The organism is Myxococcus sp. AM011 (genome assembly GCF_013372595.1).
GTDB classification, from domain to species: Bacteria; Myxococcota; Myxococcia; order Myxococcales; family Myxococcaceae; genus Myxococcus; species Myxococcus eversor.
In genome coordinates, this window is sequence record NZ_JABXEM010000023.1 from 1 (window position 1) to 25,622 (window position 25,622).

At 68.2% G+C, this 25,622-nt stretch carries 23 protein-coding genes; 8 read left to right on the forward strand and 15 right to left on the reverse strand.

Translation table 11 applies throughout. From position 1 onward, the window contains the following. Nucleotides 1-262: 262 nt before the first annotated feature. A complete protein-coding gene (locus HUW62_RS07005) occupies nucleotides 263-616 on the reverse strand; it encodes a PspC domain-containing protein (protein WP_240356893.1) in 354 nt (117 codons plus the stop codon). A gap of 274 nt (nucleotides 617-890) precedes the next feature. Between HUW62_RS07005 and aceB the strand changes: the two genes are divergently transcribed. The 3 genes from aceB to HUW62_RS07020 all read left to right on the forward strand — a co-directional run bounded on the left by aceB (nucleotide 891) and on the right by HUW62_RS07020 (nucleotide 4,482). After that, nucleotides 891-2,516 carry a malate synthase A gene (gene aceB / locus HUW62_RS07010; RefSeq protein ID WP_176433949.1) on the forward strand — a complete coding sequence of 542 codons (1,626 nt, stop codon included), beginning with the start codon at nucleotides 891-893 and terminating at the stop codon, nucleotides 2,514-2,516. 47 nt (nucleotides 2,517-2,563) lie between these two features. Next, complete coding sequence (gene aceA / locus HUW62_RS07015; RefSeq protein ID WP_163868973.1) at nucleotides 2,564-3,850, forward strand: isocitrate lyase; 1,287 nt, start codon at nucleotides 2,564-2,566, stop codon at nucleotides 3,848-3,850. 200 nt (nucleotides 3,851-4,050) lie between these two features. Then, nucleotides 4,051-4,482, forward strand: coding sequence for a hypothetical protein (locus tag HUW62_RS07020; RefSeq protein ID WP_176433950.1), 432 nt, complete (start codon nucleotides 4,051-4,053; stop codon nucleotides 4,480-4,482). Here the strand turns inward: HUW62_RS07020 and HUW62_RS07025 are convergent. The 7 genes from HUW62_RS07025 to HUW62_RS07055 all read right to left on the reverse strand — a co-directional run bounded on the left by HUW62_RS07025 (nucleotide 4,479) and on the right by HUW62_RS07055 (nucleotide 11,360). Then, a complete protein-coding gene (locus HUW62_RS07025; RefSeq protein ID WP_163868971.1) occupies nucleotides 4,479-4,727 on the reverse strand; it encodes a hypothetical protein in 249 nt (82 codons plus the stop codon). The genes HUW62_RS07020 and HUW62_RS07025 overlap by 4 nt on opposite strands. A gap of 101 nt (nucleotides 4,728-4,828) precedes the next feature. Then, entirely contained in the window at nucleotides 4,829-5,167 is a 339-nt protein-coding gene (locus HUW62_RS07030) for a hypothetical protein (RefSeq protein WP_163868970.1), read from the reverse strand. A gap of 66 nt (nucleotides 5,168-5,233) precedes the next feature. Next, the gene (locus HUW62_RS07035) at nucleotides 5,234-5,974 is read right to left on the reverse strand and encodes a double-CXXCG motif protein (protein ID WP_163868969.1); all 741 of its coding nucleotides are present in this window, start codon (nucleotides 5,972-5,974) and stop codon (nucleotides 5,234-5,236) included. Beyond that, nucleotides 5,974-6,693, reverse strand: a complete 720-nt coding sequence (locus HUW62_RS07040) for a TIGR02269 family lipoprotein (protein WP_176433951.1) — start codon at nucleotides 6,691-6,693, stop codon at nucleotides 5,974-5,976. Before HUW62_RS07040 ends, HUW62_RS07035 begins: the two co-directional genes overlap by 1 nt. A gap of 32 nt (nucleotides 6,694-6,725) precedes the next feature. Next, a complete protein-coding gene (locus HUW62_RS07045) occupies nucleotides 6,726-8,009 on the reverse strand; it encodes a TIGR04013 family B12-binding domain/radical SAM domain-containing protein (RefSeq protein WP_163869080.1) in 1,284 nt (427 codons plus the stop codon). 57 nt (nucleotides 8,010-8,066) lie between these two features. Beyond that, nucleotides 8,067-9,668 (reverse strand): serine hydrolase domain-containing protein, encoded by a 1,602-nt coding sequence (locus HUW62_RS07050; protein WP_368670358.1) that lies wholly within the window; start codon nucleotides 9,666-9,668, stop codon nucleotides 8,067-8,069. Nucleotides 9,669-9,836: 168 nt separating this feature from the next. Next, complete coding sequence (locus tag HUW62_RS07055; RefSeq protein WP_176433953.1) at nucleotides 9,837-11,360, reverse strand: pyridoxal-dependent decarboxylase; 1,524 nt, start codon at nucleotides 11,358-11,360, stop codon at nucleotides 9,837-9,839. A gap of 153 nt (nucleotides 11,361-11,513) precedes the next feature. Here HUW62_RS07055 and HUW62_RS07060 point away from each other — a divergent pair, with 153 nt between their 5' ends. Further along, nucleotides 11,514-12,956 carry a hypothetical protein gene (locus HUW62_RS07060; RefSeq protein ID WP_255203289.1) on the forward strand — a complete coding sequence of 481 codons (1,443 nt, stop codon included), beginning with the start codon at nucleotides 11,514-11,516 and terminating at the stop codon, nucleotides 12,954-12,956. A gap of 133 nt (nucleotides 12,957-13,089) precedes the next feature. On the opposite strand, the gene HUW62_RS07065 is transcribed toward HUW62_RS07060, so the two are convergent. Both HUW62_RS07065 and HUW62_RS07070 read right to left on the reverse strand, forming a co-directional pair. Beyond that, a complete protein-coding gene (locus HUW62_RS07065; protein ID WP_176433955.1) occupies nucleotides 13,090-13,797 on the reverse strand; it encodes a hypothetical protein in 708 nt (235 codons plus the stop codon). A 76-nt stretch (nucleotides 13,798-13,873) separates the two neighbouring features. Further along, on the reverse strand, nucleotides 13,874-14,818 hold the full coding sequence (locus HUW62_RS07070) for a LysR family transcriptional regulator (protein WP_176433956.1): 945 nt from the start codon (nucleotides 14,816-14,818) through the stop codon (nucleotides 13,874-13,876). A gap of 151 nt (nucleotides 14,819-14,969) precedes the next feature. On the opposite strand from HUW62_RS07070, the gene HUW62_RS07075 reads away from it, so the two are divergent. Then, on the forward strand, nucleotides 14,970-15,830 hold the full coding sequence (locus HUW62_RS07075) for a haloalkane dehalogenase (protein ID WP_217911171.1): 861 nt from the start codon (nucleotides 14,970-14,972) through the stop codon (nucleotides 15,828-15,830). Nucleotides 15,831-15,850: 20 nt separating this feature from the next. Here the strand turns inward: HUW62_RS07075 and HUW62_RS07080 are convergent, their stop codons facing one another. From HUW62_RS07080 to HUW62_RS07090, 3 genes are all read right to left on the reverse strand, one after another. Beyond that, nucleotides 15,851-16,177, reverse strand: coding sequence for a hypothetical protein (locus HUW62_RS07080; RefSeq protein ID WP_176433958.1), 327 nt, complete (start codon nucleotides 16,175-16,177; stop codon nucleotides 15,851-15,853). Between the two features lie 62 nt (nucleotides 16,178-16,239). Further along, entirely contained in the window at nucleotides 16,240-17,466 is a 1,227-nt protein-coding gene (locus HUW62_RS07085) for a hypothetical protein (protein ID WP_176433959.1), read from the reverse strand. Nucleotides 17,467-17,497: 31 nt separating this feature from the next. After that, complete coding sequence (locus HUW62_RS07090) at nucleotides 17,498-17,968, reverse strand: MarR family winged helix-turn-helix transcriptional regulator (protein ID WP_176433960.1); 471 nt, start codon at nucleotides 17,966-17,968, stop codon at nucleotides 17,498-17,500. Nucleotides 17,969-18,121: 153 nt separating this feature from the next. Here HUW62_RS07090 and HUW62_RS07095 point away from each other — a divergent pair, with 153 nt between their 5' ends. Continuing rightward, on the forward strand, nucleotides 18,122-18,931 hold the full coding sequence (locus HUW62_RS07095) for a hypothetical protein (RefSeq protein ID WP_176433961.1): 810 nt from the start codon (nucleotides 18,122-18,124) through the stop codon (nucleotides 18,929-18,931). Between the two features lie 72 nt (nucleotides 18,932-19,003). Here HUW62_RS07095 and HUW62_RS07100 read toward each other — a convergent pair whose 3' ends face one another. Further along, on the reverse strand, nucleotides 19,004-19,990 hold the full coding sequence (locus HUW62_RS07100) for a polysaccharide lyase (RefSeq protein WP_176433962.1): 987 nt from the start codon (nucleotides 19,988-19,990) through the stop codon (nucleotides 19,004-19,006). Between the two features lie 355 nt (nucleotides 19,991-20,345). Here HUW62_RS07100 and HUW62_RS07105 point away from each other — a divergent pair, with 355 nt between their 5' ends. After that, on the forward strand, nucleotides 20,346-21,371 hold the full coding sequence (locus tag HUW62_RS07105) for an arginine N-succinyltransferase (protein WP_163868957.1): 1,026 nt from the start codon (nucleotides 20,346-20,348) through the stop codon (nucleotides 21,369-21,371). 16 nt (nucleotides 21,372-21,387) lie between these two features. On the opposite strand, the gene HUW62_RS07110 is transcribed toward HUW62_RS07105, so the two are convergent. Continuing rightward, nucleotides 21,388-22,413, reverse strand: coding sequence for a lasso peptide biosynthesis protein (locus HUW62_RS07110; RefSeq protein WP_176433963.1), 1,026 nt, complete (start codon nucleotides 22,411-22,413; stop codon nucleotides 21,388-21,390). Between the two features lie 65 nt (nucleotides 22,414-22,478). On the opposite strand from HUW62_RS07110, the gene HUW62_RS07115 reads away from it, so the two are divergent. Next, nucleotides 22,479-25,622 carry an ABC transporter substrate-binding protein gene (locus tag HUW62_RS07115; RefSeq protein ID WP_163868955.1) on the forward strand — a complete coding sequence of 1,048 codons (3,144 nt, stop codon included), beginning with the start codon at nucleotides 22,479-22,481 and terminating at the stop codon, nucleotides 25,620-25,622.

Below are 25,622 nucleotides of genomic sequence, written 5' to 3' on the forward strand. Positions count from 1 at the left end.
ACGGGGTCCAGTGGGGGAGGCATCCGGAGTCCTCGAGCCGCCGTGCACACCGGGATGGAGTGCGAGGCGGTGAGGTGCTTCTACGGGTCCCCGAGGACGAACGTTTCGGTGCTCACCGAAATGAGCAAGACGGTGTGCACGGAGGCCAAGTGACGCAAGGGAGCGGGACGGCCGGCGTGGGGGGCCCCGTCCGCTGACGGGGGGACCCGCGCCGAGCCGAGGGGCCCGCGAGCCGTGCTCACCATGTCCGTGGCCCCGTGCCTCAGACCCGGCGTTCCATGCGAGGAGCGTCAGAGGACTGACCGAGTCCCGACAGCCACTCCATGGAGCGCTGCAGCGGAGCCCGTGCCACGGGGGACGAAGGAGTGAAGCCCCAAAGGAGCAGGTACACCAGGGGCAGCGTGCCACCAGAGAACAAGGTGGCGACGACGAGCGCCACGCGGATCCACGCCACGTCGATGCCCAGCTCCCGAGCCAGCATCGCGCACACGCCCGTCAGCGCCCGCCCCTCCACGCCCCGATGAAGCCGCTCCACCCGAGTCCCACAGCGAGGGCACTTCGCGGCCTCCGCCCTCATCTCCTCCGCGCATCCCGAGCACCGCTTCATCGCTTCCATGTCCTGCCTCCCCGGAGCGGGCAACCCCTTGGCGCCTGGCGCCCGCATCCCTACCTACGCAATCTGGCGTCGCTGATTGCCTGCCGCCCGGCCGTCGCCCCCTCCCCTCCAAACCCGCGCCACGTCTGTTGATTTACAGATTTAATCCGCCGGGTGTTGACAGCATTACAGCCGAGCAGGCACAAATTGACCGACACTTCCCTTCCTCCCTCGGAAGATCCATTTTCCGACCCGTTGGAAGTGATTTACAACGCAGCATGCCAAGGAGTTTTTGATGACCTCGGATGCCCCCTCTTCGAAGACCCCGGCCTTCAGCGCTGGCGTGGCCGTGAAGGGTCCGTGGCACCCCGATTACGCCGAGGTCCTCACCCCGGCCGCCCTCGACTTCGTCGCCCGCCTCGCGCGCTCCTTCGGCGAACGCCGTGAGGCGCTCCTGGAGCGCCGCAAGACAGTCCAAGCGTCCTGGCGCAAGGGCGAGCGTCCCCACTTCCTCCCCGAAACGAAGGCCATCCGGGACGGCCACTGGACGGTGGCTCCCCTGCCCCCGGACCTCCAGGACCGCCGCGTCGAAATCACCGGCCCCGTGGACCGGAAGATGATCATCAACGCCCTCAACTCGGGCGCCAACGTCTTCATGGCGGACTTCGAGGACGCCAACAGCCCCACCTGGGACAACGTCGTCCGCGGCCAGCTCAACCTCCGCGACGCCGTCCGCCGCCGCATCTCCTTCACCGCCGATGGCGGCAAGCACTACGCCCTCAACGACAAGCCCGCCGTCCTCTTCGTGCGTCCTCGCGGCTGGCACCTGCCCGAGCGCCATGTCGAAATCGACGGCAAGCCCATCTCCGGCTCCCTCTTCGACTTCGGCCTCTTCTTCTTCCACAACGTCCGCGAGCAGCTCTCCCGCGGCACCGGCCCCTACTTCTACCTGCCGAAGATGCAGAGCCACCTGGAGGCCCGCCTCTGGAACGACGTGTTCCTGCTCGCCCAGGACACGCTCGGAATCCCGCGCGGCACCATCAAGGCCACCGTCCTCATCGAGACGCTCCCCGCCGCCTTCGAGATGGACGAAATCCTCCACGAGTTGCGCGAGCACTCCGCCGGCCTCAACTGCGGCCGCTGGGACTACATCTTCAGCTTCATCAAGACGCTCCAGTCCGACACCAGCGTCGTCCTCCCGGACCGCGGCCAGGTCACCATGGACAAGGCGTTCCTCAACGCCTACTCGCAGCTGCTCATCCAGACCTGCCATCGCCGCGACGTCCACGCCATGGGCGGCATGGCCGCGTTCATCCCCATCAAGGGTGACGCCGCCGCCAACGAGGCCGTCCTGGAGAAGGTCCGCGCCGACAAGCTGCGCGAGGTGAAGAACGGCCACGACGGGACGTGGGTCGCCCACCCCGGCCTCGTCTCCCTCGCTCGCGACATCTTCGACGCGAACATGAAGGGCCCCAATCAGCTCTCCAACAAGCGCGAGGACGTCCGCATCACCGAGGCCGACCTGCTCAAGGTCCCCTCCGGCACGCGCACCGAAGAGGGCCTGCGCCACAACCTCCGCGTCGGGATTCAATACACCGCCGCGTGGCTGGGCGGCCTGGGCTGCGTGCCCCTCTACAACCTGATGGAGGACGCGGCCACCGCCGAAATCTCCCGTGCCCAGGTCTGGCAGTGGATCCACCACGGCGCCTCGCTCGACGACGGCCGCAAGGTGACGCCCGAGCTGTTCCAGACGCTGCTGGGTGAAGAGATGGCCGAGCTGGAGCGCGAAGGCGTCCAGCAGCGCTACGGCGCCGAGCACGTCACGCGCGCCCGTGAGCTCTTCGAGCGCCTGTCCACCGCTTCCACCTTCGAGGACTTCCTCACCCTGCCCGCCTACGCGGCGCTGGATTCCACTCGCTGAACCTTCGTTCTTCTTCAACCCTTCACTGCCGCACCGAGGAGCCTGCGATGTACGACGCCACCACGACGACCCCGGATGCCTCTCCCCACGCCAAGCTCCACGCTCGACGCTTCGAGGGCATCACCCGCAACTACACCGACAAGGACGTGCTGAAGCTGCGCGGCACCCTGCCCATCAGCTACACGCTGGCGGAAGTCGGCGCGAAGCGGCTGTGGGAGCTGCTCCACACCGAGGAATACATCAACGCGCTCGGCTCGCTCACCGGCAACCAGGCCGTGCAGATGGTCCGCGCGGGCCTGAAGGCCATCTACCTCTCCGGCTGGCAGGTCGCCGCGGACGCCAACTCCGCCGGGCAGATGTACCCGGACCAGAGCCTCTACCCGGTGGACAGCGTCCCCGCCGTGGTGAAGAAGATCAACAACGCCCTGCGCCGCGCGGACCAGATTGACCACGCCGAGGGCCGCAACGACCGCTACTGGTTCGCGCCCATCATCGCCGACGCCGAGGCCGGCTTCGGTGGCCCGCTCAACGCCTTCGAGCTGATGAAGAGCATGATTGAGTCCGGCGCCGCGGGCGTCCACTTCGAGGACCAGCTCGCCAGCGAGAAGAAGTGCGGCCACATGGGCGGCAAGGTGCTGGTGCCCACCAACCACTTCATCCGCACCCTCACCGCCGCGCGCCTCGCCGCCGACGTCATGGGCGTGCCCACCCTGCTCGTCGCCCGCACGGACGCCGACAGCGCCAAGCTGCTGATGAGCGACTCGGACGAGTACGACCACGCCTTCATCGACCGGAAGAATGGCCGCACCTCCGAGGGCTTCTACCGCCTCAACGGCGGCATCGACTGCGCCATCGCCCGCGGCCTCGCGTACGCGCCCTACGCGGACCTGGTGTGGTGCGAGACCAGCACCCCGGACCTGGCCCAGGCGAAGAAGTTCGCCGAGTCCGTCCGCGAGAAGTTCCCCAACAAGATGCTGGCCTACAACTGCTCGCCGTCCTTCAACTGGAAGAAGAACCTGGACGACGCCACCATCGCCAGGTTCCAGCGCGAGCTGGGCGCCATGGGCTACAAGTTCCAGTTCGTCACGCTGGCCGGCTTCCACGCGCTGAACCACTCGATGTACGAGCTGGCCCGCAAGTACAAGGACCGCGGCATGGCGGCCTACAGCGAGTTCCAGCAGGGCGAGTTCGGCTCGGAGAAGGACGGCTACACCGCCACGCGTCACCAGCGCGAGGTCGGCACCGGCTACTTCGACCAGGTCGCCGAGGTCATCTCCGGCGGCTCCGCCAGCACCCTGGCCCTGCACGAGTCCACCGAGGCCCACCAGTTCTAGTCGGCGCCTTTTTCCGCTGATCCATCCGAGGGCCGTGGACTGGGGGCACCTGCCCGTAAGTCCGCGGCCTTCGGTCGTTTTTCCGCCGGGCAGGCAGGCTCCGCGCGCCGGGACGCAACTTCCGGGGCCTTCGGGCGATAATGTGGGCAGACCTCCGAGAATCGCGCTTCGTGCGCCCTCGGACCGCCAAGGAGCGCACCATGAGCCGCATCAACAACCTCACCGGTCCTCGGGTCCAGGTCCCCACGCCGCAGGCCAGCGCCGCGTCCTCGCGCGCGGGCTTCGGCTCCCTGGTGCAGCAGCACAACAACAACATGATGTCGGCGGCGAACCGCCCGGGTGACCCGTCGATGTCCACGGGCGGCCTGGTGGTGCAGTCGGCCCTCAACTCCGTGGGGGGCTCCTCACACGGCGGGCTGCTGAACTCCTACCTGTCGGCCGTGGGCCGTCCCCCCGTCGCCAAGGACGCCGGCTCCGCGAACGGCGCGCAGGCCGCGTCCACGCCGGCGGCGGGCTCCAAGGAGGCGGAGGAGCAGAAGGTGATGATGGAGCTGGCGGAGCTGTCCGCCGCGACGCTGAGCAACTCCATCTTCCACATGGGCAACCGCACGAAGGTGTCGCTGGAGAGCTAGCGCTTCTTCGTCTTCTTCTCGGCGCGCTTGAGGTACTCGGCGCGCTGGCCCTGCTGGAGGTCCCCGGAGCCGTCATACGGGGGCCCCGCGTCCGTGCGCTGACCTCCGTCCTGCTCCGTGATGTCGTTGAGGAATCCGGCGCGTCCCTCCGCGGGGACCTTGTCGCCGTCCGCCTCCGGGTCCTTCTGCTTCTCGGGGTCCAGCGGAATGCCGAGTGACTTCTGGAGATATTCCTTCGGGTCCATGGGTGTCGCTCCTTCGAGGGTGGCTTCCGCCCGTGACTCGAAGGTGGGGATGACCGGACACTTCGCGCAGCGAGGGGCCCGGCGAGCAGGCCCCCGTCACCTCAGTTGAGGTACTTCGGGCGAGGCGGCGTCGCGGGCTGCTGACGCATCATCGCCAGGCCCTGGCGCGTGAGGATGAAGCGCACCACGCCGGAGCCGCGCTCCGTTTCGATATCCGCCTCGAAGGCTGGGCCGGCGATTCCGCCGAGCGCCACGTCCTTGCGCAGGTTGCGCACCTTGCCGCTCAGCATGTCTCCGGCGACGTCCCTGGCGCCCTCTCCCCGCTCGTGCAGTTCGTACGCCGTCTGGTGCAGCGTCATGGCGAGCGAGGGCGTCAGCGGCTGGGAGCTGAAGAGGACGGAGATGAGCAACCAGTAGGGAGGGGTCTCGTCGGAGGACATCGCGTTTCCATCCTAAGCGCCTGGGCGCTCGCGGGCCCGACGAAGTGAAGGAGCCAGCAAGTCCGTTCAGGGGGCAGACGTCTCCGGCGGCTTCGTCGCGACCTCCACGGTGCTCACGCCACTGCGGGTCAGCACCTCGCCGAGGACCTCCACGAATCGCTCACTCGCCATGATGCGGCACGGCGTCACGGCAAAGCGGAAAAGATCCAGGGATGGGAGGTGCGTCGCGTCCAACCACCACCGCTCGGGCAGCTCGTACTCCTGCAGGCCACACGTGGTGCAGGGCCCCTTGCCGTAGAATCGCGGCTGGCACTCAGGTGCCAGCCGACCTGTCGGCATGATTTCGAGTTCGTACAGCGGGCCACGCTTGCTCCCGCTGATGCGCGCCTCCACCGGCGTGATGCCCGTAAGCCGCGCGTCTTCAAGCGTCTGGAGAACGTCACCGTGAACGAGCAGTCGCCACGATTCCTGGAGCACGAGTGGCGGCAGGTTGCCTCGGGCCCTTCCCACCAGAGGCCCAAGCCCCAGCGCTGGCTCCACCAGCGCACCCGCCGGTAGCAACGGCACCACTCCATCGCGGAGCCGCGCATACTCTTCCCACATCGTCTGCCGAGCCTTGCGGTACTCCCGCTCGCTTGGCAGTGCAGTCAAGTCGACCGTGGGATAGTCGAGGCCCAGCGTGGCCCACTCGCCATGGCAAGTGGGACACACGGCCCCTGGCAGCTTCCAGGTCCGGCGGGCCTCATATCCCCCTGGGTACATCGGGTCGCGACTCGCCAAGGCCTCATCCAGTTCGAAGAAGCGCATCACTTTCCTCCCGCTCCTCGAACCGGCACGGCGAACAGCTCATCGAGCTTCGTCCAATACGACATGGGCATCCCGACCAGGTTGTAACGCTGAATCATTACGCCCGCGTATTCCATCAGCTCCCATTTCATCGCCCTCCGGCCCTTCTGTTCCTTCATCCGGATGAAGGCGCGCCAATCCTTGTTCCATGGCCCACCGTCCTTGCCGTCATGTATTTCCCGATGACGCCGCACGTCGATAGCCAGGGCGAACTCATGGATGTTGATGCCACGCTCGGTGAAGTACTCCTCCAGCGCTCGGGGGAAGATGTGGTGCTTCTCCTTCGGCACGGTGGCCCACTCGGCATAGGCCTTCCGGAGGCGCGCCTGGCTCGGCAGCTCCTCCGCGCGATTCCACGGGATGACGAGCACGGGACCCCGGCCCGGGAGCGGTTGAGCCGCGCCCCACAGGCGCTGCTGTGAGGACGCGACTGGCACCGCCGGCATCGGCCCACGGAATGCCACCGGCGCCGACGCGAGGTCCTCGCATCGGTACAGCCCGCATTCGCCGCTCGCGCACGACAGAGCGACACACCCACCGTCCTCAGCCGACGCGGCACACTCCTCGGCCGACACGTCGTACGCCGGCAACGGCGCGAAGTCGCTGTGCGCCACGTTCGATGGTGTCGCGCACGCCCACAGCAGAGCCCCAAGGCAAAGCGCCCAGGTCGTCACTCGCATGCATTGCTCCCCGAACACTTGGTTTGGATGACTCAGCCCGCCCGGGGCCTGCGTCGCGAGGCGATGCCCTCCGCCAGCGCCACCTGCTGCTTCCAGTGGCCATACAGCCGCCCCTGGGAGGCGAGCTTGTCCAACTTGCGCTGCGTCTCCTCATCCACCCGCCCGGGTGCGGCGTCGCGATAGGGCGTGCCGGGCAGCGGCATGAAGGTGTGCCCGTGGACGCGCGCGCCCAGCTCCGCCAGCCGCTCCATGAGGGCGACGGTGGCCTCCACGTCCTCGGGCGCCTCGCCCGGCAGGCCGAGGATGAAGTCCACGTTGGGGATGAAGCCGCCCTCCACGGCGAGCCGCGTGGCGCGCACCACCGTCTCCACGTCATGGCCCCGGCGCGTGGCCTGGAGGATGCGCTCGGAGCCGGACTGGCCGCCGATGATGAGGTTGTCGTTGTGGACGTAGCGCTTGAGGACCGCGAGCGCCTCGGGCGTGACGTGCTCGGGTCGGACCTCCGAGGGGAAGGTGCCGTAGTACACGCGCCCGTCGGGAGCCATGGCCTCGCGCACGGCGGCGAGCAACTCCTCCACTGCGGCCAGGTTCATCGTCTCGTCGCCAGTGCCGTAGGACATGGACGTGGGCGTGATGAAGCGGATGTCCCGCCGTCCCGAGCGGCGCAGCTCCCGGGCCCAGTGCGCGATGTTGGGCACGGAGCGGTGACGGAAGCGCGCCTTGCTCATGAAGGGCGTCTGGCAGAACCGGCACGCATAGATGCAGCCGCGAGTAATCTCGATGGCGCCGTACATGGCGTTGCGGGCTGCGAAGGGAGGGAAGTCGTCGAGCTTCACACCCTCGCCCCGGCCATGCTGCACCAGCTTGCCGTCCTTCAGGTGGGCCACGCCGTGCGTGTCACGCGGGTCCTCCCCACGCTGCACGCGGCCGAGCAGCTCGCGCAGCGAGTACTCCCCTTCCCCAATCGCGATGAGGTCGAAGCCGGCCTGAAGCGTCTGAACGGGCTCGGCCGTCGCGTGCACCCCACCCGCGATGCAGAGGACGGAGCGCCCTTCCAGCCGCTCGCGCACCCACGCGAGCTCCTCCGCCGAGACGGCGAAGCTGGCCGAGTAGAAGGACCACGCGGCCACCACGGTGTCACCGGCGTCGGCGCGCTCCTTCACGGTGGAGAGCAGCGTCTCCCTGTCGCGGGGGAAGAAGAGCTTCACCTCCGCGAGCGCCGGGTCCGACTCGACGGCGCCCGCGAGCACGGTGAAGGCGTACTTGCCCGGGTACTGATAGCTGAGGACGAGTGAGACGGGACGGTGCGGCACCATGAGCGAATGCATGATGCCACATGGTCCGGGCCGCGAGGACGCAGGAGAGCAGGCGCCTCAGCGGGCGGTGGGCGCGGCGGGTGCGGGCCGGACGAGGCCGAGCACCTTGCCGGTGAACTCGGAGAACTCCAGGACGTCCTCGGGGACGCGCCCGTCGGAGTCCGACATGCGCACGGCCACGAGGTCATACTTCGGCAGCACCAGCACGCGCTGCCCACCCTGGCCAATCGCCGCGAAGCCGCTCGGCGGCCCCTCCACGTGCTGCTTGAAGTTGTGGGGAGCGGACTTCTCCATGAAGGCAGTGAGCAGCGAGGCATCTCCCAGCTTCTCCACGAAGGTGGCGAAGAACGCGCCCTGCGGAATGGGTCGGTCCGCGATTTCACGCAGTCGGGCCAGAGGCGCCTCGGGGAAGCCATTGCGGCGGGCCTGCTCCAGCGCATCGGTGCCGAGCGTGACGGACATGCCCTCCTCGTAGATGAGCCACCAGAGCAGCCCCGCCGTGGGCGTGTGCGGCTGAGAGGGAGCACCGCCGAGCGCCTGGATATACGACGCGCTCAGGATGCGCTTCCCCTGCCACGTGCCTCCTTGCAGCAACATCTGCCCCACCTTGGCGAAGTCCACCGGATGGAGTTGCAAGCCCGCCATGCCCACGGGGTTGCCGGACGGGTCCTTGTCCCAGCGGAAGTCACGGATGCCGAGCGGCGTGAAGAGCTTCCGCGCGAGATACACATCCATCTTCTCGCCCGACGCGCGCTCGACGATTCCCGCGATGAGATTGGTCGCCTTGTTGTTGTACGCGTGCTTGCTGCCGGGCTCGTCCACCACCTCCGAGTCCAGTGCGTAGCGCACGAAGTCCTTGGACTCGTAGATGTCGAAGGCGGTGCGTTTCGAGGCCAGCCCCGACGTGTGATTGAGCAGGTGCTTCAGCGTCACCTTGCCCTTGAGGCCGTCCTTCCACTCGGGGAAGAAGGCGGAGACCGGGGTGTCCACGGACGGAATCTTCCCCTCGTCGATGAGCAGGCCGATGGCCAGCGCCACCATGCCCTTGGTGGCGGACATCGCCTCGATGCGATGCGTCTCTCCACCGAAGTACCACTCCCCCACCAGCTTGCCGTGGCGCAGCAGCACCAGGCCCGCGGAGCCCGACTTCTCGGCGGCCTTCAGCAGATCCTCCAGCGCGGGCTCGGACAGTCCCGCCTCCTTGGGAGAACTCCGCTCCAGTCCAGCGCCCACGCCCCAGGTGCGCCGGGCCTCCAGCGCATTCTTCCGAGCGCGCACCACCAACGCGTCGTAGCCCGGCAACGTGCGCAGCGGGGCCAGCGCCTCGGCGTGCAGCAGGCCCCCTGGGTTGGACAGTCCCTTGTCGAGGGCCCGCTCCAACCAGGTCATGGCCATGACCGTGTCGCCCGAAGCCGCCGCCATGTCCGCGGCGCCGCGAGCCACCTCCTCGAACTGGTGTCCCGCATCCCAGACCTGTCGCAGCTCGGCATGTCCCTTCGCCGCGTCCCCGTCGTTCTGGGCCATCCAGGCCCGCGTCATGGCGGCGGTGGCCTCGGGAGAAATCACCACCGAGGCAGGAGTCTGTGGAGGCGAGGTCGGCTGGGTATGGGCGCAGGCCAGCAGCGCGCAGAGCGGCAGGAACAGGGCACGTCGTGACACGGGAGACTCCAGAGGAACCCAACTTGGGGTGAGGGGTACCGAGACAATCAGCGTCGGATTGGCGAGAGAACGACTCGCCTCCCCCCTCATTTCATTACGCCGTGTAAAGAGACACGCGGACGTGCCTCCTCTGGCGCGATGCCCCCCTGGCCCTGTGTCCCGCGGACGTCAGCCGACAGAGGAGGCGAGGAGTTCCCACGCGGCGCGAACGTGCCGCTCCTCCGTCGTCGAAGCCCCGATGGCCATCCGCAGCACGTAGCGAGCAGGTGCCCCCTCCACCGCCGGCAACACGGTGTGCGAGAGGAACATCTGGCCCGAGGCATTCACCCGCTCCAGCAGCTCCCGATTGCGCGCGTCGGTGGCCTGGGGTGTCTCTCCAGAAAGAGGCTTCAAGCGGAAGCACACCAGCGACAAGGAGCGAGGCACGGCCACCTCGAAGCGCGCGTCCTCGGACACCCAGGACTCGAAGCACTCGCCCAGCCGCACGTGCTCACGGATGTGGGCCCGCAGTCCTCGCGCGCCATAGTGACGCAGCACGAACCAGAGCTTCAGCGCGCGGAAGCGGCGACCCAGTGGCACCTGCCAATCTCGGTAGTCGACGACGGCGCCGCTCGCGCTCGCGGCGTTGCGCAGGTACTCCGGCGTCACGCTGAGCGCATCGAGCAGCGCCTTCCTGTCCCGCGTGTAGAAGGCATTGCAGTCGAAGTTGGTGAGCAGCCACTTGTGCGGATTGAAGGCGAGCGAGTCGACGACCTCCACGCCGTCGAGCAACCCACGATGCTCCGGACACACCATCGCCGAGCCCGCCCATGCGGCATCGACATGCAACCAGCCGCCCGCCGCGCTCACACCCGTGCGGGACAACACCTCGCCCACCGCGCGCACGGGGTCCACCGCGCCGGACGACGTGCTCCCCACTGTGGCGCACACGAAGAAGGGCTTGCGCCCGGCGGACAGGTCCTCATGGATGGCGCGCTCCAGCACATCGACACGCAGCGCATGGCGCGAGTCCGTCTCGATGAGCCGCACATGCGTCGTGTCCTCGGCGCCATGCGCCACTCCACACAACATGGCCGCCTTGAGCACGGAGGAGTGCGCCTGCGTGGACGCATAGGCCACCCACTCGGAGTCAGCCGGTGCGCCGTGACGACGGGCTCGCTCACGCGCGGCCACCATGGCGACGAGCGTGGCCTCGCTCGCGGTTCCCTGGATGACGCTGCCTCCGGTGGCGGAGGTGGAGCGGAAGTCGTCGGGCAGGCCCGTCAGCTCCGCGAGCCAGTCGAGCACCCGCGTCTCCAGCTCCGTCGCCGCGGGACTGGTGGACCAGAGCATGCCCTGCACACCCAGACCCGCGGACAGCAGCTCTCCGAGCACGGCGGGCCCGGAGGCATTCGCGGGGAAGTACGCGAAGAAGGACGGTGACTGCCAATGCGTGAGCCCCGGCAGGATGATGTCCTCCAGGTCCTTGAAGATGTCCTCCCAGCCGGACTCACCGGCGAGCCCCTCCTCGGGGGGATGCGCGGGCAGCTTCGACGCGACGCCACCGGGCGCCACCTGCGAGCGCACGGGGAAGGACTCCAGCCGCGCCTGATAGTCGGCAATCCAGTCCACCATCCGGTGACCGAGCTTCCGGAACTCCTCCGGGCTCAAGTGGGGCACGCCTCCATCACCACCCGTCGAGTCGTCGCGCATGCGCGGTTCCTGGCATGGGCCTCGTGAAGCTTCAAGCGACGCAGGTCACCCTCCTTTTAGGAAAATGACTTATTCTCGTTTTCCTCGCATTGTTATGGAAAGAGTCATGGTTTGCTCGGGAGCATGACTCCAGACACCACGAGACATGCACCGATGTGTCGATTGAATCGAGGGCTCGGCCTGTACGGAGTGCTCGCGCTGACCTTCGCCGCGCTGTGCTGGCCCTCACAGGCCCAGGCGCAGGCCTGGTCGCTGACGACCGCGCAGCGACAGGCGTTCCTCCAGTACTACGCGCCCGTCGTCCTCAAGCGAGGCAATGGAAACGATGGCAGGCACGGCTACGACTGGGTGACGAATTTCGACTTCGACCGGGATGGGAACTTCTCGAACAACAAGCTGAACTGGAAGCAAATCCCCCAGTACATCGACGCGTCTCGCACGGGACCCAGCGCCTGGTCCGGCTGGCGGGTCCGCCCGACGCTGTACACGTCACTCATCGAGTTCATGGACGGTGGGAAGAACCTCGTCCTCATCTACCACGTGTATCACGCGCTCGATAAGAACGCGGCCGGGGACTACCAGCTCCACGACTGGGAGCGGGTGGAGATGCTCGTCCAGAACGTGGTGGGCAATCCGGGCAGCGGAGAGACCGTGGCCTACGCGGTGGTGACGCAGCACAAGCGCAACGTCGTGCGCCGCGCGGGGCACGTGGACCTCAACTTCATGCAGACGGCCACGGGCAAGCACCTGCTCATCTGGCAGGCGGAGTGGTCCGACAAGCTGGCGGCGGCGCACGGGCAGGAACTGCGGTTCTGCACGGACCCCTACTCGTTCTTCGCGGGCCGCATGGCGAGCGCGGGCAAGGCGGAGGCCGGGGTCAACAACGACGGCAAGAAGAACGTGCACTATGCCTTCGTGCCGGAGGGCTCGGCGGACGCGGTGGCGGCATTCGGCGCGCAGGCGCTCACGTATGCGACGGCGGACGCGCTGGCCAGCCGCTACGACAACGGGAAGACCGTCACCTGGCCCAACGTGAAGCGCATCACCTACGAGCTTCAGGACCTGGCGGACATCCTGCCCACGCACTGGCAATACGGTGGCTACGCGACGCACTGGAAGGACACGTCCCCCATCGACTTCTGGCTGGAGAGCCCCATCGTCAACGAAGCGGGCCAGGCGGAGGTGAGCGCGGGGATGCAGCGCTTCTTCCCGCAGACGCGCGACATCGAGAACGAGGATGACCGTGAGGGCTACATCGCGAAGAAGTGGCTGCTCGGCACCTTCGAGCTGAACGACAGCGCCTCCGACTTCGGCGGCGGTGGCTCCAGCGAGTTCCACGACAACGCCTATGCCAGCAGCGTGGCGGACTCGCGCGGCCGGACGCGGGCGAGCGCGAGTGGCTACGGCACGTCGCCAGGGACCTTCTGGTGGCAGCACGACTACTTCGTCCACACGGGCTTCACGGACTCGAAGGACGGCGTGGAGCACGGCTTCTGGCTGCCGGGCGCTTGGTACTCGCCGACGAACGGTGGCTTCGACGGGCGCTGGGTCCAGCTCTTCGATGACCGCCCGGGCCTGGAGTCCGGGCAGCGCTGAGCCGAGACGCTCGCAGCAACCGATCCTCGCGAGTCGTCGGGCACATTCGGCGACTCGCGACCCGAAGGATTGAGCGCCAACGCGAGCAACCAACGAGATACTCGCAAGGCGGTCGGCATTGACGAAGCCTGAGTCAAGGCTGCGCAGTCTTGCGCAGCCGCACCTTGCCCTCGACTCCTGGCGATGGGTCCTTTGGAGTCAGGACCTTGCCAGAATCCACATCAGACATTTCGATTCCCAGAGCAACCAACTTACGCACGGCCTCCTGGAAGCGGGAAGCACGCAAGCGCTCAGGAACTTCCATTCCAAGCGCGCGTAGAACGGCGCTGACGTTGCGCGGCCTGCTCCAATCCTGCGAGAGACCGATGAGATACCCCATGGCTGGCGCGACCACCGTACGCCCCGCATCATCGTCATCTGACGCGAATCCCTTTGATGCGGCATTCTTGAGTGCTGCCCCTGCCGCCGACACAGGAGTGCGCACGAAGTGCTCGTCCAGGTTGAGTTCGGAACTCATGGACTCTTTTCCGAACTCCGTAGGGACTTCCCCCTGGACAAATATCGTCTGGGCAAAGCTCACCATCTGCGCCTGCGTGTAGCTTGCAATGTCCGGCGAGAAGTAACGCCGCTCCTTCCATCGAAATGGGCGGCGGAGCAGCCTATAGAGCGCCTCGCGATCAAGATCGAGAATCAGCTGGTGAAGCGAATCTTTGTAGGCCGCAGCCAAAGCCTGCCTGAGTTCCGCATCCGCGCGACGGTCACCCACTTTCCGTAACGCAGCCAGGGTTCGTAGCCCTTTGCCATCGATCAGCTGCAGCACTTTCAGCACGGGTATTGCCATCGTCCCCTCCAGTCCAAAGGCTCGACGAGCATTGCTCGTTCTGACGGCACGCGAAAGGGTCGCGACGACCCCATGCCTACCCACCAGCATCAGGGGGGGAACGCCCCTCGTTGCGCGAAAGGACGCCCCGCCGCACCAGCTCGCGGAAGTAGCGCGCCGCTGGGTCCAATTGGGTGCGCTCGTGCCAGCACATCGAGATTCTGACGGAGTGTGAGGGATAGGGTGCGTCGACAGTCTGCACCGTGAAGCGCGCCCCCTGCTCCACCACGAGTGACTCTGGAACCGTCGCGACCAGCTCGGTCGAGGAGACGACCGCCGCCGCGGCCGTGAACGAGGGCACCGTCATGACGACCTCTCGTGGGATGCCCGCGCGCGCATAGGCGGCACCGACGGCGTCACGGAAGCTCTTTCCCGGCACCATCTCCACGCGGACATGCCGCAGTCCGCCCAGCGCCCGCGGAGACAGTCGCTTGCCCTGCACAGGGTGTCCCCGGCGCGCCACGAGCACGGTGCGCTCCATCAACAACGGCTCGGTGTGCAAGCCCGTCCCCTGTCCCGCGACGCCCAGGTGGAGATCCACCTCTCCCGACCCCAGGTCTCCCAGTGAGACGAGGGAATCGATACCGACCACGCGCAGGTGCGCATTCGGCAGTTCCTTCCTCACCAGCGCCGCGATGCGAGGCACCCACGTGAGCTGTCCCGCATCCGCGGCAGCCAGGGTGAAGGTCTGCTTGCACCGCAGCGGCTCGAAAGGGACTTCATGGAGCGCGAGCTCCATCTCCCGAAGCCCACGTCCAATCGCGGGGGCCAGCGCGAGCGCTCTCGGCGTGGGGACGATGCCACGCCCCTTGCGAGTCACGAGCGGGTCTCCGAGCAGGACGCGGAGCCGGGCCAGGCTGTTGCTGATGGCCGACGGGGTGACATGGAGCCGCTCGGACGCGCGGACCACGCTGCGCTCGGAGAGCACGGTGTGGAGGACCAGGAGGAGATTGAGGTCGATGGCCCCTATCTGAATGCTCATGAAACGTGAGGTTACTGCTCACGAATCATCACGGCCAGGGAGGTGTCCCCGGCCGCATATTGGGCGCATGCACAGACTGCTCGGCTGGCTCCTTACCGGCGCGCTCATCGCGTGCCACGCCTCTCCACCCGTCGCTCCCCAACGCACGCCCATGCCTTCCACCCACCAGGTTCCTGTCCTCGACTCCTTCATCTCCTACCGTGAGGAAGGAGCCGGCTCACCCATCGTGTTCCTGCACGGAAACCCCACGTCCTCGTACGTGTGGCGCAAAGTGACTCCACAGCTCGCCGGCCGGGGCCGCTGCCTCGCGCCCGACCTCATCGGGATGGGGAGCTCCGGCAAGCCCGACATCGCCTATCGCTTCGGGGACCACGCGCGGTATCTCGACGCCTGGTTCGACGCGCTCGATCTGCGCGACATCGTGCTCGTCGGCTACGACTGGGGTGGCGTGCTCGCCCTCGACTGGGCCTCGCGACATCCGGACCGCGTGCGTGGCGTCGTGGTCTTCGAGACGTTCCTCCGACCGATGCACTGGAGCGACTGGTCGCCCGAGGGTGAGCAGATGTTCCGCGCGCTGCGCACGCCCGGCGTCGGAGAGAAGCTGGTGCTCGAGCAGAACCAGTTCCTCGTGCGCTCGCTCGGCCATGGCATCAAGACGGGCCTCACCGAGAGCGCCCGCGAGGCCTATTACGCGCCCTACCCCGACGCCGCGTCACGGCGCCCCATGCTTCAGTGGCCGCGCGAGATTCCCATCGACGGAGAGCCGGCCGACGTCGTCACCGTCGTCGAGCGCTATGACGCGTGGCTCGCGCAGCCGTCCGCGAAGCCGGCGCTCCTGCTGACCTTCGGCGACGCCGGCCTCAGCGCACCCACAGTCATCGAGTGGGCACGCAAGTCCCTCCCAGGCCTCGAAATCGTTCCGCTCCGCCCGGCGGGACACCACGCGCCGGAGGACGCACCGGACGACATCGCCCGCGCCCTCCAGGGCTGGCTCGACCGCCACGGCTGGTAAGCCTCCGCCGCGGCCTCGACTCACCGGGCGCCGAACAAGGCCCGCTCGACCTGTGTCACGAGCGAGCCCCCGCCCAACGATATCGGCGAATCCCAGCTCCGGCCCGTGCGGTCCATGAGCCAAGACTCGAGATGTGCCAGGATAAGGTTGGCGGTCTCCGTCCGGGTCAGCAGTCCTTCCAACGCGCACGCCCAGCCATCCTTCTCACCAAACAGGACACGGTCGATGACCTGGTACAGCTCATCGTCCGTCACATCAGCACCCCCAGCCTGCTCCGCCATGCGGTGCGCGCAACCCACGAGCGCCACCATGTCCGGGGTGGCTGGAGCATCACCATGCGTTCCCATGGCGCCAACTATCTCCAGGCCCCGCTCCCAGGTCCATCGCGCTTGTCCGTGCACCCGCCGCCTCAGCGAAGGTCGAGCAACCCCGCGTCCGTGACCTTCTCAAGGCCCGTCAACCAGGCGAACTCATCCGTGTCGTTGTCGTACACGCCGATGACCCCACCCCTCGCGCGCAGGACGAGCCTTCTCCCATCCTCGCTGATGTCGTGCACCCCCTCCATGCCGTCAGCCTTCAACTCACGGACCTCATCCCGGTCGAGCGAGTACTCGTACAGTTTGGAGACGCCCGTGGAGAAGTAATTGCTCTGGATGAAGTACGCCGTCTTGCGCCGCGCGCTCGCCTCCAGGAGTTCGCCGCCGCTGCAATAGGTGTCGTGGGTCCCCCAGACCTTTTCCTGACCGGTGCGCAGGTCGAGGCGACGATAGGTGGCGGGATTCGACTCGTCGCAGCCTCCCTCATCGAACACCCCTTCGCGGTAGAACACCATCGAGTCCCCCAGCACCATGGGCGACAGGAGTCCCTTCCGCTTCTGCTTCAGAGGTGGCCCGAGCTTCCAGGGCTTCGTGCCCGTGGGGTCCAGCGTGGCGACGCGCACGCCCCCGCGCTCGTGCCTCATCACCGTGCGCGACTCTCCCAGGACCAGGTCATTGCTCGCGGTGTCCGTCACCTGCGTGGGCAACACGTGAAGGCCCTCGGGCCTGGGCCCGAAGCTCCAGCTCCACCAGTCCGCCGTGGTCACCGTCCCATTGGCGACGAGCACGCGAGAACCGTCGGCTGTGAACTGCTCGGGACGCTGCGAGTGCTGGACATGGTTGCTGGTCCATTGCGCCGGAACTCCCGGGGTGATGGCCACGACGCCCTCCAGGTCCCCCATCACGAGCATGTGTCCTCCCTTGGCGCGCCCCGCCTTGTCGGTGGGCACGTCGACCTTCCGGCCCGACAGCGTCACGCTCACCAGACGGGTCGACGAGATGTCACCCATGATGGAGACAGTCATCGCCCAGCGCCCCGTGGGCGGATGCACGGCGAGGAACCAGAGCGAGCACGGCTCTGTCTCCCGAAACAACTTGCCCTTGTCGGGTCCCCCCAGCATCCGGTGCTCCCGCACCTGTTCGCAGTCCGCGAGCGTTCGAGAGCCCTCCGTGTCGATGTAGAGGACCTTTCCAGGGGCGAGGGCAATCAACGGCGCCGGGGACACCGTCGTCTTGGGAGACACAGGGGTTTCGGCCCACGCCGTCGCGGACGTGGCCAGCAGTGCGGTCAGCACCGTGCTGCGCAAGATGTCGGGCATGCGCCTGATGACGCACGCACCCATGCGGTATTCACCGTGCGTGTGATTGTTCCACGTCAGCGTCCTGCTCCAGCGCCTCGCGAACCTCCTGGAGCGTCGTCAGCGCGGTCTTCAGCGATGCCATGGACACCCGGCCTCCCACCTTGTTCGCCCACGCCAACTGGCGCGCCTCCACCTCGCGCAGCCGCTCGCGCCCCTTCGCCGTCAGGGCGATGAGCTTGGCCCGGCGGTGGTGCGGGTTCTCCTGGTACTCGACCAGACCCTCGGCCTCCAGCGCGTCCGCTGTCTGCTGCACGCTCTGCCGCGTCAATCCAATGGTGCGCGCCACGTTCGCCACCGGCGTCGGCTCATGGTCCACCACTCCCAGCACCTGCCAGCGCGCGCTCGTGAGCCCGGACGGCTCGGAGAGCCGCTCGCCCGCGGCCAGCAGCAACCCGTTGTTCCGGAAGATTTCGAGCACCAGGTCCGTGAAGGCCGACCCCGCCGCCGTGTGTTTCGCCATGCGCAAGAAATTGTCATCGTGACAGATGCCTGTCAATAATCACGCCTGGCCCGCCACGGGGTCTCCACGAGCCGCCACGCGAAGTGAGGGAGGAATTGAATATCCGACCACCCGGGACGGTCGAGGAGGAGTTCTCTGCCGTGGGAGCCCACCATGTCTCGTCATGTCTCCGGCCTTCTCCTCTTGAGCCTCTTCACCACCGCCTGCGGAGGCGCGCGTCACCAGGCGCTGCTCGAACGCCGCGACGCCATCCGGGCCTCGAACGAGGCGTTCGAGTTGAAGGAAGTGGAGACCTACCGCAGTCAGGACGGGTTCCAGGAGACGCGGTGGGGCATGTCGCCCGATGAGGTGCGCGCCCTCTATCCCGAGGCCTGGGTGACGCCCCAGGGAAGCCTCCAGGTCAACACCCACGTCACCGAGGCGCCCGCCGCCGTGGAGTTCCTCTTCGCCCGCGAAAAGCTGGCGGGCGTGAACATCCAGTTCGAACCCATGACGCACGTGCGCGGGCACGTCGAGTGGCTCTCGGAGCTGCTGGAGTTGAAGTACGGCGCCCCCATCTCCCATGAGGACACGGCCATCACCGCGGCCCGATTCGTCCAGACGCTCGAAGTCCTCCACCTCACCACCGCGGTGGTCGAGCTTGCCAGCACCCTGAAGCACGGGAGCGGCATGGACTGGGAGGCCGAAGCCGAGCGCCAGCGAGTCCTGGCGAGCGCTCGCGACGATGTCTTCGAGGCCCAGCATGACTTCGTGATTGAGAAGGCGTGGAAGAACTCGGAGACCGCGCTCCAGTTGATGGCACGACAGCACCCCCACAGCCGCGCGCTCGGCCTCCAGTACGAAAGCCGCCGGCTGAAGCCCTACCTCCAGGAGGCCTCGCAAAGCCAGGAGGCGCGGGACCAGGAGGCTCGGCGTCAGGAGGCCCAGCTCCAGCTCAAGCGTGAGCTGGCCCAGGAGCTGTGAGGAGAAAGGCTCGCGCCCTCGAGCACTTCGAGGGCACGAGTCCCTTCCAGACCGCGCGGTGACGAGGGGCGCTCAGGAGCGCCGACGACGCACGAGCGCCAGTCCCATCAATCCCAGGAGCGCGAGCCCCATGAGGGGTCCGCCAGCGCTGTTGCAGCCCGCGACCTCCGCGTCCGAGCTGTCGGGTGACACGCCCGAGGGAGGCAACACGCCACCGGGCCCCTCCTCCGGCAACGTGCCCGCATCGCGCCCAGGCGGAGTGCCCGCGTCCGTGGGCTCCTCCGGCTCCGGGTCCGACCCCGCGTCCACGGCAGGCGTCCCCGCATCCGTCGTCGGGGTGCCCGCATCCGTCGGCGTGCCCGCGTCCGGCGTGGGAGTGGGCGTCGTGTCCAGCACGTCCGCCAGCGTCGTCGCCTGGATGAAACCATCGTGGTACAGCACGCCCACCGGCTTCACCGTGTCGCTGCGATACAGGCCCAGCTTCAGGTAGTTGTTCTGGCCCGCGTACATCGTCGCGGCGCTCCGCTTCGCCAGCACCTTCTCCTTGTTGTGCCACAGCTCCACGAAGCCCGTGCTCGCCTTGGCGGACCACTTCACGTGCAGGATGAACTCGTGCCACACGCCACGCTGGAGCTTGCCGCGCCACGGAATGGTGGAGTCGGAGTTGAGCGCCATGCGCAGCTCCTCCCCGCGCACGTAGAACTCCAGCGGCGGTGAGCCGCAGCACCCGTCGTGGTGCCACTGCGTGAAGAGCTGCCACGTGTCCACGCTGGGGAAGTCCGTCGCGAACATCACCTTCCAGCGGTAGTAGTACTCGGAGCCTTCCTTCTCCCGCCCCTGGTACACGAGCTCATTGCGATTGCCGCTGGAGTTGATGGGGTCGTCGCCCTGCTTCACGGTGACTTTGAGCGCGTACTTGCCCTCCGCCACCGGGTTCGTCACCACCAGCAGGCGGTCGGAGCTGACCACCTGTTCGCCTGAGTACTGTGAGCGGTTGCCCGTCTCGAAGTCGCCGCGCCAGACGACTCCAGCGAACGCCAGGCTGGGAACCATCCACATCGCAAGCAATCCAGGAACAAAGACTCTCAATGGCACGCGTCCTTGCGAAGATTTGAAGCCAAACGGTCCACACACCGTAGCCGAAACCTTTCCAGGCTTCATTCCCCCCTCGGGTTGTTCCCACTCGCCTGACAACAGGGCGAGCTTCCAGGCAGGGGGTTGGACGTTTGATAAATGTTTCACCCCCACGAGCCCCTCCAGAGGGCCACGCGTGCCTGCCAGGGCGGATAGTTCACCTAATGACTCAATGCGTCAGACAAGGAAACAAGCGAGCGTGAGCTGACCGCGGTGAGGTGGTGTGGTGTATGGTCCCCACCCCTTCCGGCGCCCATTCAGGGGCGTCCCGGGTGCACCCATGCTTGTCCTGCGTGACGTCCAGAAGACCGACCTGGCCGGCCTCAAGCGGCTCGCCGCCGTGCTCAACACGGTGAACCTGCCGAACAACGAGGAGACGCTCGAGAACATCATCGACAAGTCGGTGAAGAGCTTCGCCGGGAAGGTGAAGAACCCCTTCGAGCGGGAGTACCTCTTCGTCCTGGAGGACGTGCGCAACGGGCTCATCATCGGCACGTCGATGATCATCGCCCAGCACGGGACGTACGAGGCGCCGCACATCTATTACGAGGTGAGCGAGCGGGAGCACTACTCCGCCTCCCTGGAGCGGCACCTGCGGCACAAGGTGCTGTCCATCGCCTACAACTACGAGGGCCCCACCGAAATCGGCGGCCTCGTGGTGGACCCACCCTACCGGGCCACGCCGGACAAGCCCGGCAAGCAGCTGTCCTACGTGCGCTTCCTCTTCCTCGCCATGCACCGCCGGCTCTTCCGGCCGCGCGTGCTGGCGGAGCTCCTGCCGCCCCTGCTCCCCGACGGGCGAAGCCTCCTGTGGGAGGCGTGCGGCAAGAAGTTCACCGGCCTGACGTACCTGGAGGCGGACCGCCTCAGCCGGCAGAACAAGGAGTTCATCAAGGAGCTGTTCCCCGCGTCGGACATCTACGCGTCGCTCTTCCCGGACCGGGTGCAGAAGGTGCTCGGCGAGGTGGGGCCGCAGACGCGCGGCGTGCAGCGCATGCTGGAGCGCATCGGCTTCCGGTACGTGGAGCGCATCGACCCCTTCGACGGCGGACCGCACTTCGAGGCCAACACCGCGGACGTGTCGCTGGTGCGCAAGTACCGCACCGTGAAGCTGGCGGACGAGGACTTCGAGCTGGAGGGAGACGACATCCTCGTCGCCTTCGAGCGCGAGTCCGGTCGCAACCGATTCCGCTCGGTGCGCTGCCAGGCGCGGCTCGACAACCAGGTGGCCTACCTGCCCGCCCGCGCCAAGGAAATCCTGGGCGCCGACGCGGGCGCGAAGCTGTCCATCATCCCCTTCGAGTAGTCCGGCCCCGCGAGCCTCATCGTCGGCGCACCACCCGGTGCGTCCCGCGCAGGAGCGACAGCCACCGCGCCCCGGCCTCCAGCGCCGGGCCGCGCGCATCCTCCAGCGCCACCGGCAGGTGCGTGTCCGCCCGGACGTCATCCAGCGACGTAGGGTCCAGTTCCAACGTGCCTCCGCCCACCAGCGCCACGCGCACCCACGCGTGAGGCCGCGCCGGCCCGCCGTCCACCACGAGCAGCCCGTGCACCAGGGCCACCTTCACGCCCTTCTCCCGAGCCCAGGCCGCGAAGCGCAGCGCGTGCGCCAGGCAGCCTCCCGCCTCGCCCGCACCGTCCTCGCTCCAGTCGGCCGCGCCGGGCCCCTTCTCGGGAAACGCCGCGTGCACCCGCGCCGCCAGGGCCCGCGCCGCCCCCACCGTCCAGGGCGTCATGCCCTCCAGTCGTGAGGGCACCTCCAGTGGCGGCACCAGGGCCAGCGCCCCCGTCTCGCCCTCCACGGGCAGCCCCTGGGCGAAGAGGTCCGGCGGGGCGCGCAGCCGCTCGCCCGGCGCCGCCACGGTGAAGCGCGACTCGCCCACCTCCAGCACGTCCATGCGCCCGCCCGAGTCGTAGCGCGCCCGGAAGGGGGCCCCGAGCAGCGTGCCCTCCACCCACGGCGCCGCGCCGCCCGTGACGCAGTGAGGGCCCTCACGGCCGGACAGCTCCTCGCGCCCCGTCACGCAGCCCGGCGCGGGAGGCCCTCGCCACAACCACAGCGCCTGGGGCACCACCGCCCGGCCGGCCAGCCGACCCGCCGCGTCCACCTCCACCGTCGCCTCGCGCCGACGCTCCCCGTACTCGCCTCCTCGCGTGTGCAGGTGACGGCTCTGATACGTGAAACGCCCGGCGGCTCGCGTCAACGTCACCGTGCCCACCGGCACCCCGCGCCAGGAGAAGACGAAGCGCGTCTCTTCGCCCCGAGGAGGACGGGAGCCGCCCTCATTTTCTGGGCTGGCTGGATTGACGGGGAGCGCGAGGACAAGGAGGGCGAGCAGGACGGACACGGGGCTTCGCAGTCTGCGGCGTTTTGCGGACCGGCGCGAGAAGGCGGGGTAGCCTCGGTCGTTCCATGGGCGCCAAACGGTACCTCTTCGCGTTCGGCCTCGCGGCCGGCCTGCTGTCCGCGCTCGTGTTGGGGGGCGTCCTCCAGTTGAGCGGCCAGCGGATGGTGGCGTCCTCCTGGCTGGCGCTCCTGGTGGCCACTCCCGTGCTGTACCTGACGGGCGGATATCTGGCGTGGTTCCGCTGGGCGGCGCTGCGGCGGCTGGCGCGTCGGCGCGTCATGGCCCGGCTGGCGGAGGGCGACCTCACCACCACGGGCGGGCACAAGTACGAGGGACACGAGGACGTGCGCCGCCTGGTGCTGTCGCTGCGCCGCGCCCTGTCCCAGGTTCAGCGGGTGACGGCGAACCTGCACCGCACCAGCACGGACGTGAGCGAGCAGGCCCGCATGCTTTTGGAGGCGGCTCGGCGTCAGGGCGGCGCGGTGGAGCGCACGCTGCACTCCGTCAGCGGCATGGGCGGCAGCCTCCAGGTGGTGGGCAAGCGCGTGCACCAGTTGGAGGTGTTCGCCGTCGACACGACGGGCGCGCTCCTGGAGATGACCGAGCGGCTGGAGCAGGTGGTGGAGTCGCTGTCGCAGGTGAACGACTTCGCCAATCACACCACGGCGCTGATGCAGGCGATGAGCGAGCGGCTGGCCAACATCGCCTCGTCCGGTGACGAGCTGGCGCGCTTCGCGGGCGAGGCCGAGAACTTCGTGGCGCTGGTGGAGGGCGGCATCGACTCCGTGCGCCGCCGCGCCAGCGAGACGAACCAATTGGCGCTCGCGGTGACGGCGACGGCCGAGCGCGGCGAAGTGCTGGTGGCCGACAGCGTGAAGGGCATGTACCGGGTGGAGGAGACCGTCCGGAAGGCCGCGGAGCTGATGGGCACGCTGGGCTCGCGCTCGGCGGAGATTGGCCGCATCGTCGACGTCATCCAGGAGATTGCCGACCAGACGAACCTGCTCGCCCTCAACGCCGCCATCATCGCCGCGCAGGCGGGTGTGCACGGCCGGCCCTTCGGCGTGGTGGCCAACGAGATTCGCAACCTGGCCGAGCGCACCACGCGCTCCACGCGCGAAATCGCGGCCATGGTGACCGGTGTGCGCGACGCGGTGGTGACGGCGGTGACGCTGGTGCACGAGGGCCGAGAGCAGGCCACCGCGGGCGTGGCCCTGGGAGACCGCGCGTCCGAGGCGCTGGTGGAGATTCGCTCGATTACCCAGCGCACCTTCAGCGCCGTGGAGGCCACGGTGATGGAGACGCAGCGCCTGGAGGCCCAGGGCGCCACGGTGGTGGAAGCCAGCCGCCGCGTGGCCCGCCGAGTGGAAGACGTCACGCGCATGGCGATTGAGCAGTCCGGCCACGCGCGCGAGCTGGTGCGGCAGACGCAGGAGATGGCCCGCGTGGGCCATGGCGCCTCGCAGAAGGCGGAGGACCAGGCGCGCACGGGCCGCGACCTGTCGGAGTCCGTGGTGCGCCTGAGCGCGGCGATTGAAGAGCTGCGCACCGCCAACGTGGTGCTCACCAAGGCGGACTCGTCCATTCGCGAGGAGGTGGCGCAGGTGCGCGAGGATGCGCGCCGGGTCATCCGCATCGGCGATGGACTGACGCGCACGGTGGACCAGTTGGGCCACGAGGCGCTGGGTCTGGAGACGGAGGTGTTCCGCTTCCGGCTGCCAGAGCCGCGCACGGGCGGCATGCTGCGCGTGGTGCTGCACCAGGCGGCCTCGCTGCGAAATCGCCAGGCGGTGGACCCGCTGTTCAGCGTGGAGAACCAGCTCTCGGAGCTGACCGCGTGCGCGTTCTCCGGACTGGTGCGCCTGGAGGACGGCGGGCTGGAGCCGGACCTGGCCGAGCGCTGGGACGCGGACCCCTCCGCGCGCCGCTACCGCTTCTATCTGCGCCGGGGCGTCACCTTCCACGACGGCGCGTTGCTGACGGCGGGCGACGTGAAGCGCCACCTGGAGCGGCTCCTGGACCCGGCGGTGCGCTCTCCGGACCGCAGCCTGCTGGAGGACGTGGAGGGCGCGCCCGAGTACACGTCGGGCCTTGCGCGCGAGGTGTCTGGAATCGAGGCGCTGGACGACGCCACGCTGGAAATCCGGCTGCGCGAGCCCAAGGCGTTCTTCCTGCACCTGATGGCGCTGACGCCCACGGCGGTGGCGCGCGTGGACTCGAATGGCAGGCTGGTGGGCACCGGCCCCTTCCGCGTCATGTCGCTGGAGCCGGAGCGCGTGGTGATGGAGCGCAATCCATCCTACTGGCGCACCGGCACGCCGCTGTTGGACCGGCTGGAGTTCCAGTTGGTGAACTCGCGGCAGGAGGCGATGACGCGGCTGCGCGAGGGCGCCGCGGACCTGGTGTCCTTCCTCTCCGCCGAGCACGTGGAGGTGCCGGGCCTGGAGTCCTTCCAGGTGCTGGCCAGCACCACGCCCTCCACCGCCTTCGTGGCCCTCAACCTGCGCGAGCCGCCCTATGACGACGTGCGGGTGCGACGCGCGCTGCGCGCGGGCATGGACATCGTCGGCGCGGTGGAGCAGTTCCACCCGGGCGCCCGAGTGGCGCGCACGTTGACTCCGCCGGAGCTGATGGGCGGCACGGAGGTGGGGCCCGCGCCCGCGCCCGACGTGGCGCTGGCCGAGCAGCTGTTGCGCGACGCGGGCCTGCGCCGGCTGCGGCTCACGCTGCACCACCCGGCGGGCCGGGACACGTCGGCCGAGGACGCGGTGCTCTTCCGCCCCTTGTTGCAGGCGGGCCTGTTGGAGTTGAAGCACGTGGAGATGGCGCCGGAGGAGTACTCGGCGCGGCTGCGCGAGGGACGGGTGCCGGCCTTCCGCACGCTGTGGCTGGCGGACTTCCCGGACCCCGACACGTTCCTCTACTTCCTGCTGCACTCCAGCGCGCAGACGGTGTACCCGCTGGGCTACCGCAACCCGGAGCTGGACCGCATCACCGCCGAGGCGCGCGTGTCCATCGACCCGGGGCTGCGTCAGCAGCTCTACGTGCGCGCCGAGCACCTCTTCCGCGACGACTGTCCGCTCATCCCGCTGTACCACGAGCGAGTCCACGCGGCGGCCAGCTCCACGGTGCAGGGACTGCGCCTGCACCAGACGCCACCGCAGGTCCGCTACGAGGACCTGTGGGTGGACCCGAACAGCTCCGAGTGA

Bases quoted from the DNA above. Each gene is read 5' to 3' on its own strand.
- HUW62_RS07075 (WP_217911171.1), top strand. From the start codon at position 14,970: ATGCCTTCCACCCACCAGGTTCCTGTCCTCGACTCCTTCATCTCCTAC.
- HUW62_RS07020 (WP_176433950.1), top strand. From the start codon at position 4,051: ATGAGCCGCATCAACAACCTCACCGGTCCTCGGGTCCAGGTCCCCACG.
- HUW62_RS07105 (WP_163868957.1), top strand. From the start codon at position 20,346: ATGCTTGTCCTGCGTGACGTCCAGAAGACCGACCTGGCCGGCCTCAAG.
- HUW62_RS07080 (WP_176433958.1), bottom strand. From the start codon at position 16,177: ATGGGAACGCATGGTGATGCTCCAGCCACCCCGGACATGGTGGCGCTC.
- aceB (WP_176433949.1), top strand. From the start codon at position 891: ATGACCTCGGATGCCCCCTCTTCGAAGACCCCGGCCTTCAGCGCTGGC.
- aceA (WP_163868973.1), top strand. From the start codon at position 2,564: ATGTACGACGCCACCACGACGACCCCGGATGCCTCTCCCCACGCCAAG.
- HUW62_RS07065 (WP_176433955.1), bottom strand. From the start codon at position 13,797: ATGGCAATACCCGTGCTGAAAGTGCTGCAGCTGATCGATGGCAAAGGG.
- HUW62_RS07030 (WP_163868970.1), bottom strand. From the start codon at position 5,167: ATGTCCTCCGACGAGACCCCTCCCTACTGGTTGCTCATCTCCGTCCTC.
- HUW62_RS07085 (WP_176433959.1), bottom strand. From the start codon at position 17,466: ATGCCCGACATCTTGCGCAGCACGGTGCTGACCGCACTGCTGGCCACG.
- HUW62_RS07100 (WP_176433962.1), bottom strand. From the start codon at position 19,990: ATGTGGATGGTTCCCAGCCTGGCGTTCGCTGGAGTCGTCTGGCGCGGC.
- HUW62_RS07060 (WP_255203289.1), top strand. From the start codon at position 11,514: ATGTGTCGATTGAATCGAGGGCTCGGCCTGTACGGAGTGCTCGCGCTG.
- HUW62_RS07005 (WP_240356893.1), bottom strand. From the start codon at position 616: ATGGAAGCGATGAAGCGGTGCTCGGGATGCGCGGAGGAGATGAGGGCG.
- HUW62_RS07055 (WP_176433953.1), bottom strand. From the start codon at position 11,360: ATGCGCGACGACTCGACGGGTGGTGATGGAGGCGTGCCCCACTTGAGC.
- HUW62_RS07035 (WP_163868969.1), bottom strand. From the start codon at position 5,974: ATGCGCTTCTTCGAACTGGATGAGGCCTTGGCGAGTCGCGACCCGATG.
- HUW62_RS07090 (WP_176433960.1), bottom strand. From the start codon at position 17,968: ATGGCGAAACACACGGCGGCGGGGTCGGCCTTCACGGACCTGGTGCTC.
- HUW62_RS07045 (WP_163869080.1), bottom strand. From the start codon at position 8,009: ATGGTGCCGCACCGTCCCGTCTCACTCGTCCTCAGCTATCAGTACCCG.
- HUW62_RS07070 (WP_176433956.1), bottom strand. From the start codon at position 14,818: ATGAGCATTCAGATAGGGGCCATCGACCTCAATCTCCTCCTGGTCCTC.
- HUW62_RS07025 (WP_163868971.1), bottom strand. From the start codon at position 4,727: ATGGACCCGAAGGAATATCTCCAGAAGTCACTCGGCATTCCGCTGGAC.
- HUW62_RS07115 (WP_163868955.1), top strand. From the start codon at position 22,479: ATGGGCGCCAAACGGTACCTCTTCGCGTTCGGCCTCGCGGCCGGCCTG.
- HUW62_RS07040 (WP_176433951.1), bottom strand. From the start codon at position 6,693: ATGCGAGTGACGACCTGGGCGCTTTGCCTTGGGGCTCTGCTGTGGGCG.
- HUW62_RS07095 (WP_176433961.1), top strand. From the start codon at position 18,122: ATGTCTCGTCATGTCTCCGGCCTTCTCCTCTTGAGCCTCTTCACCACC.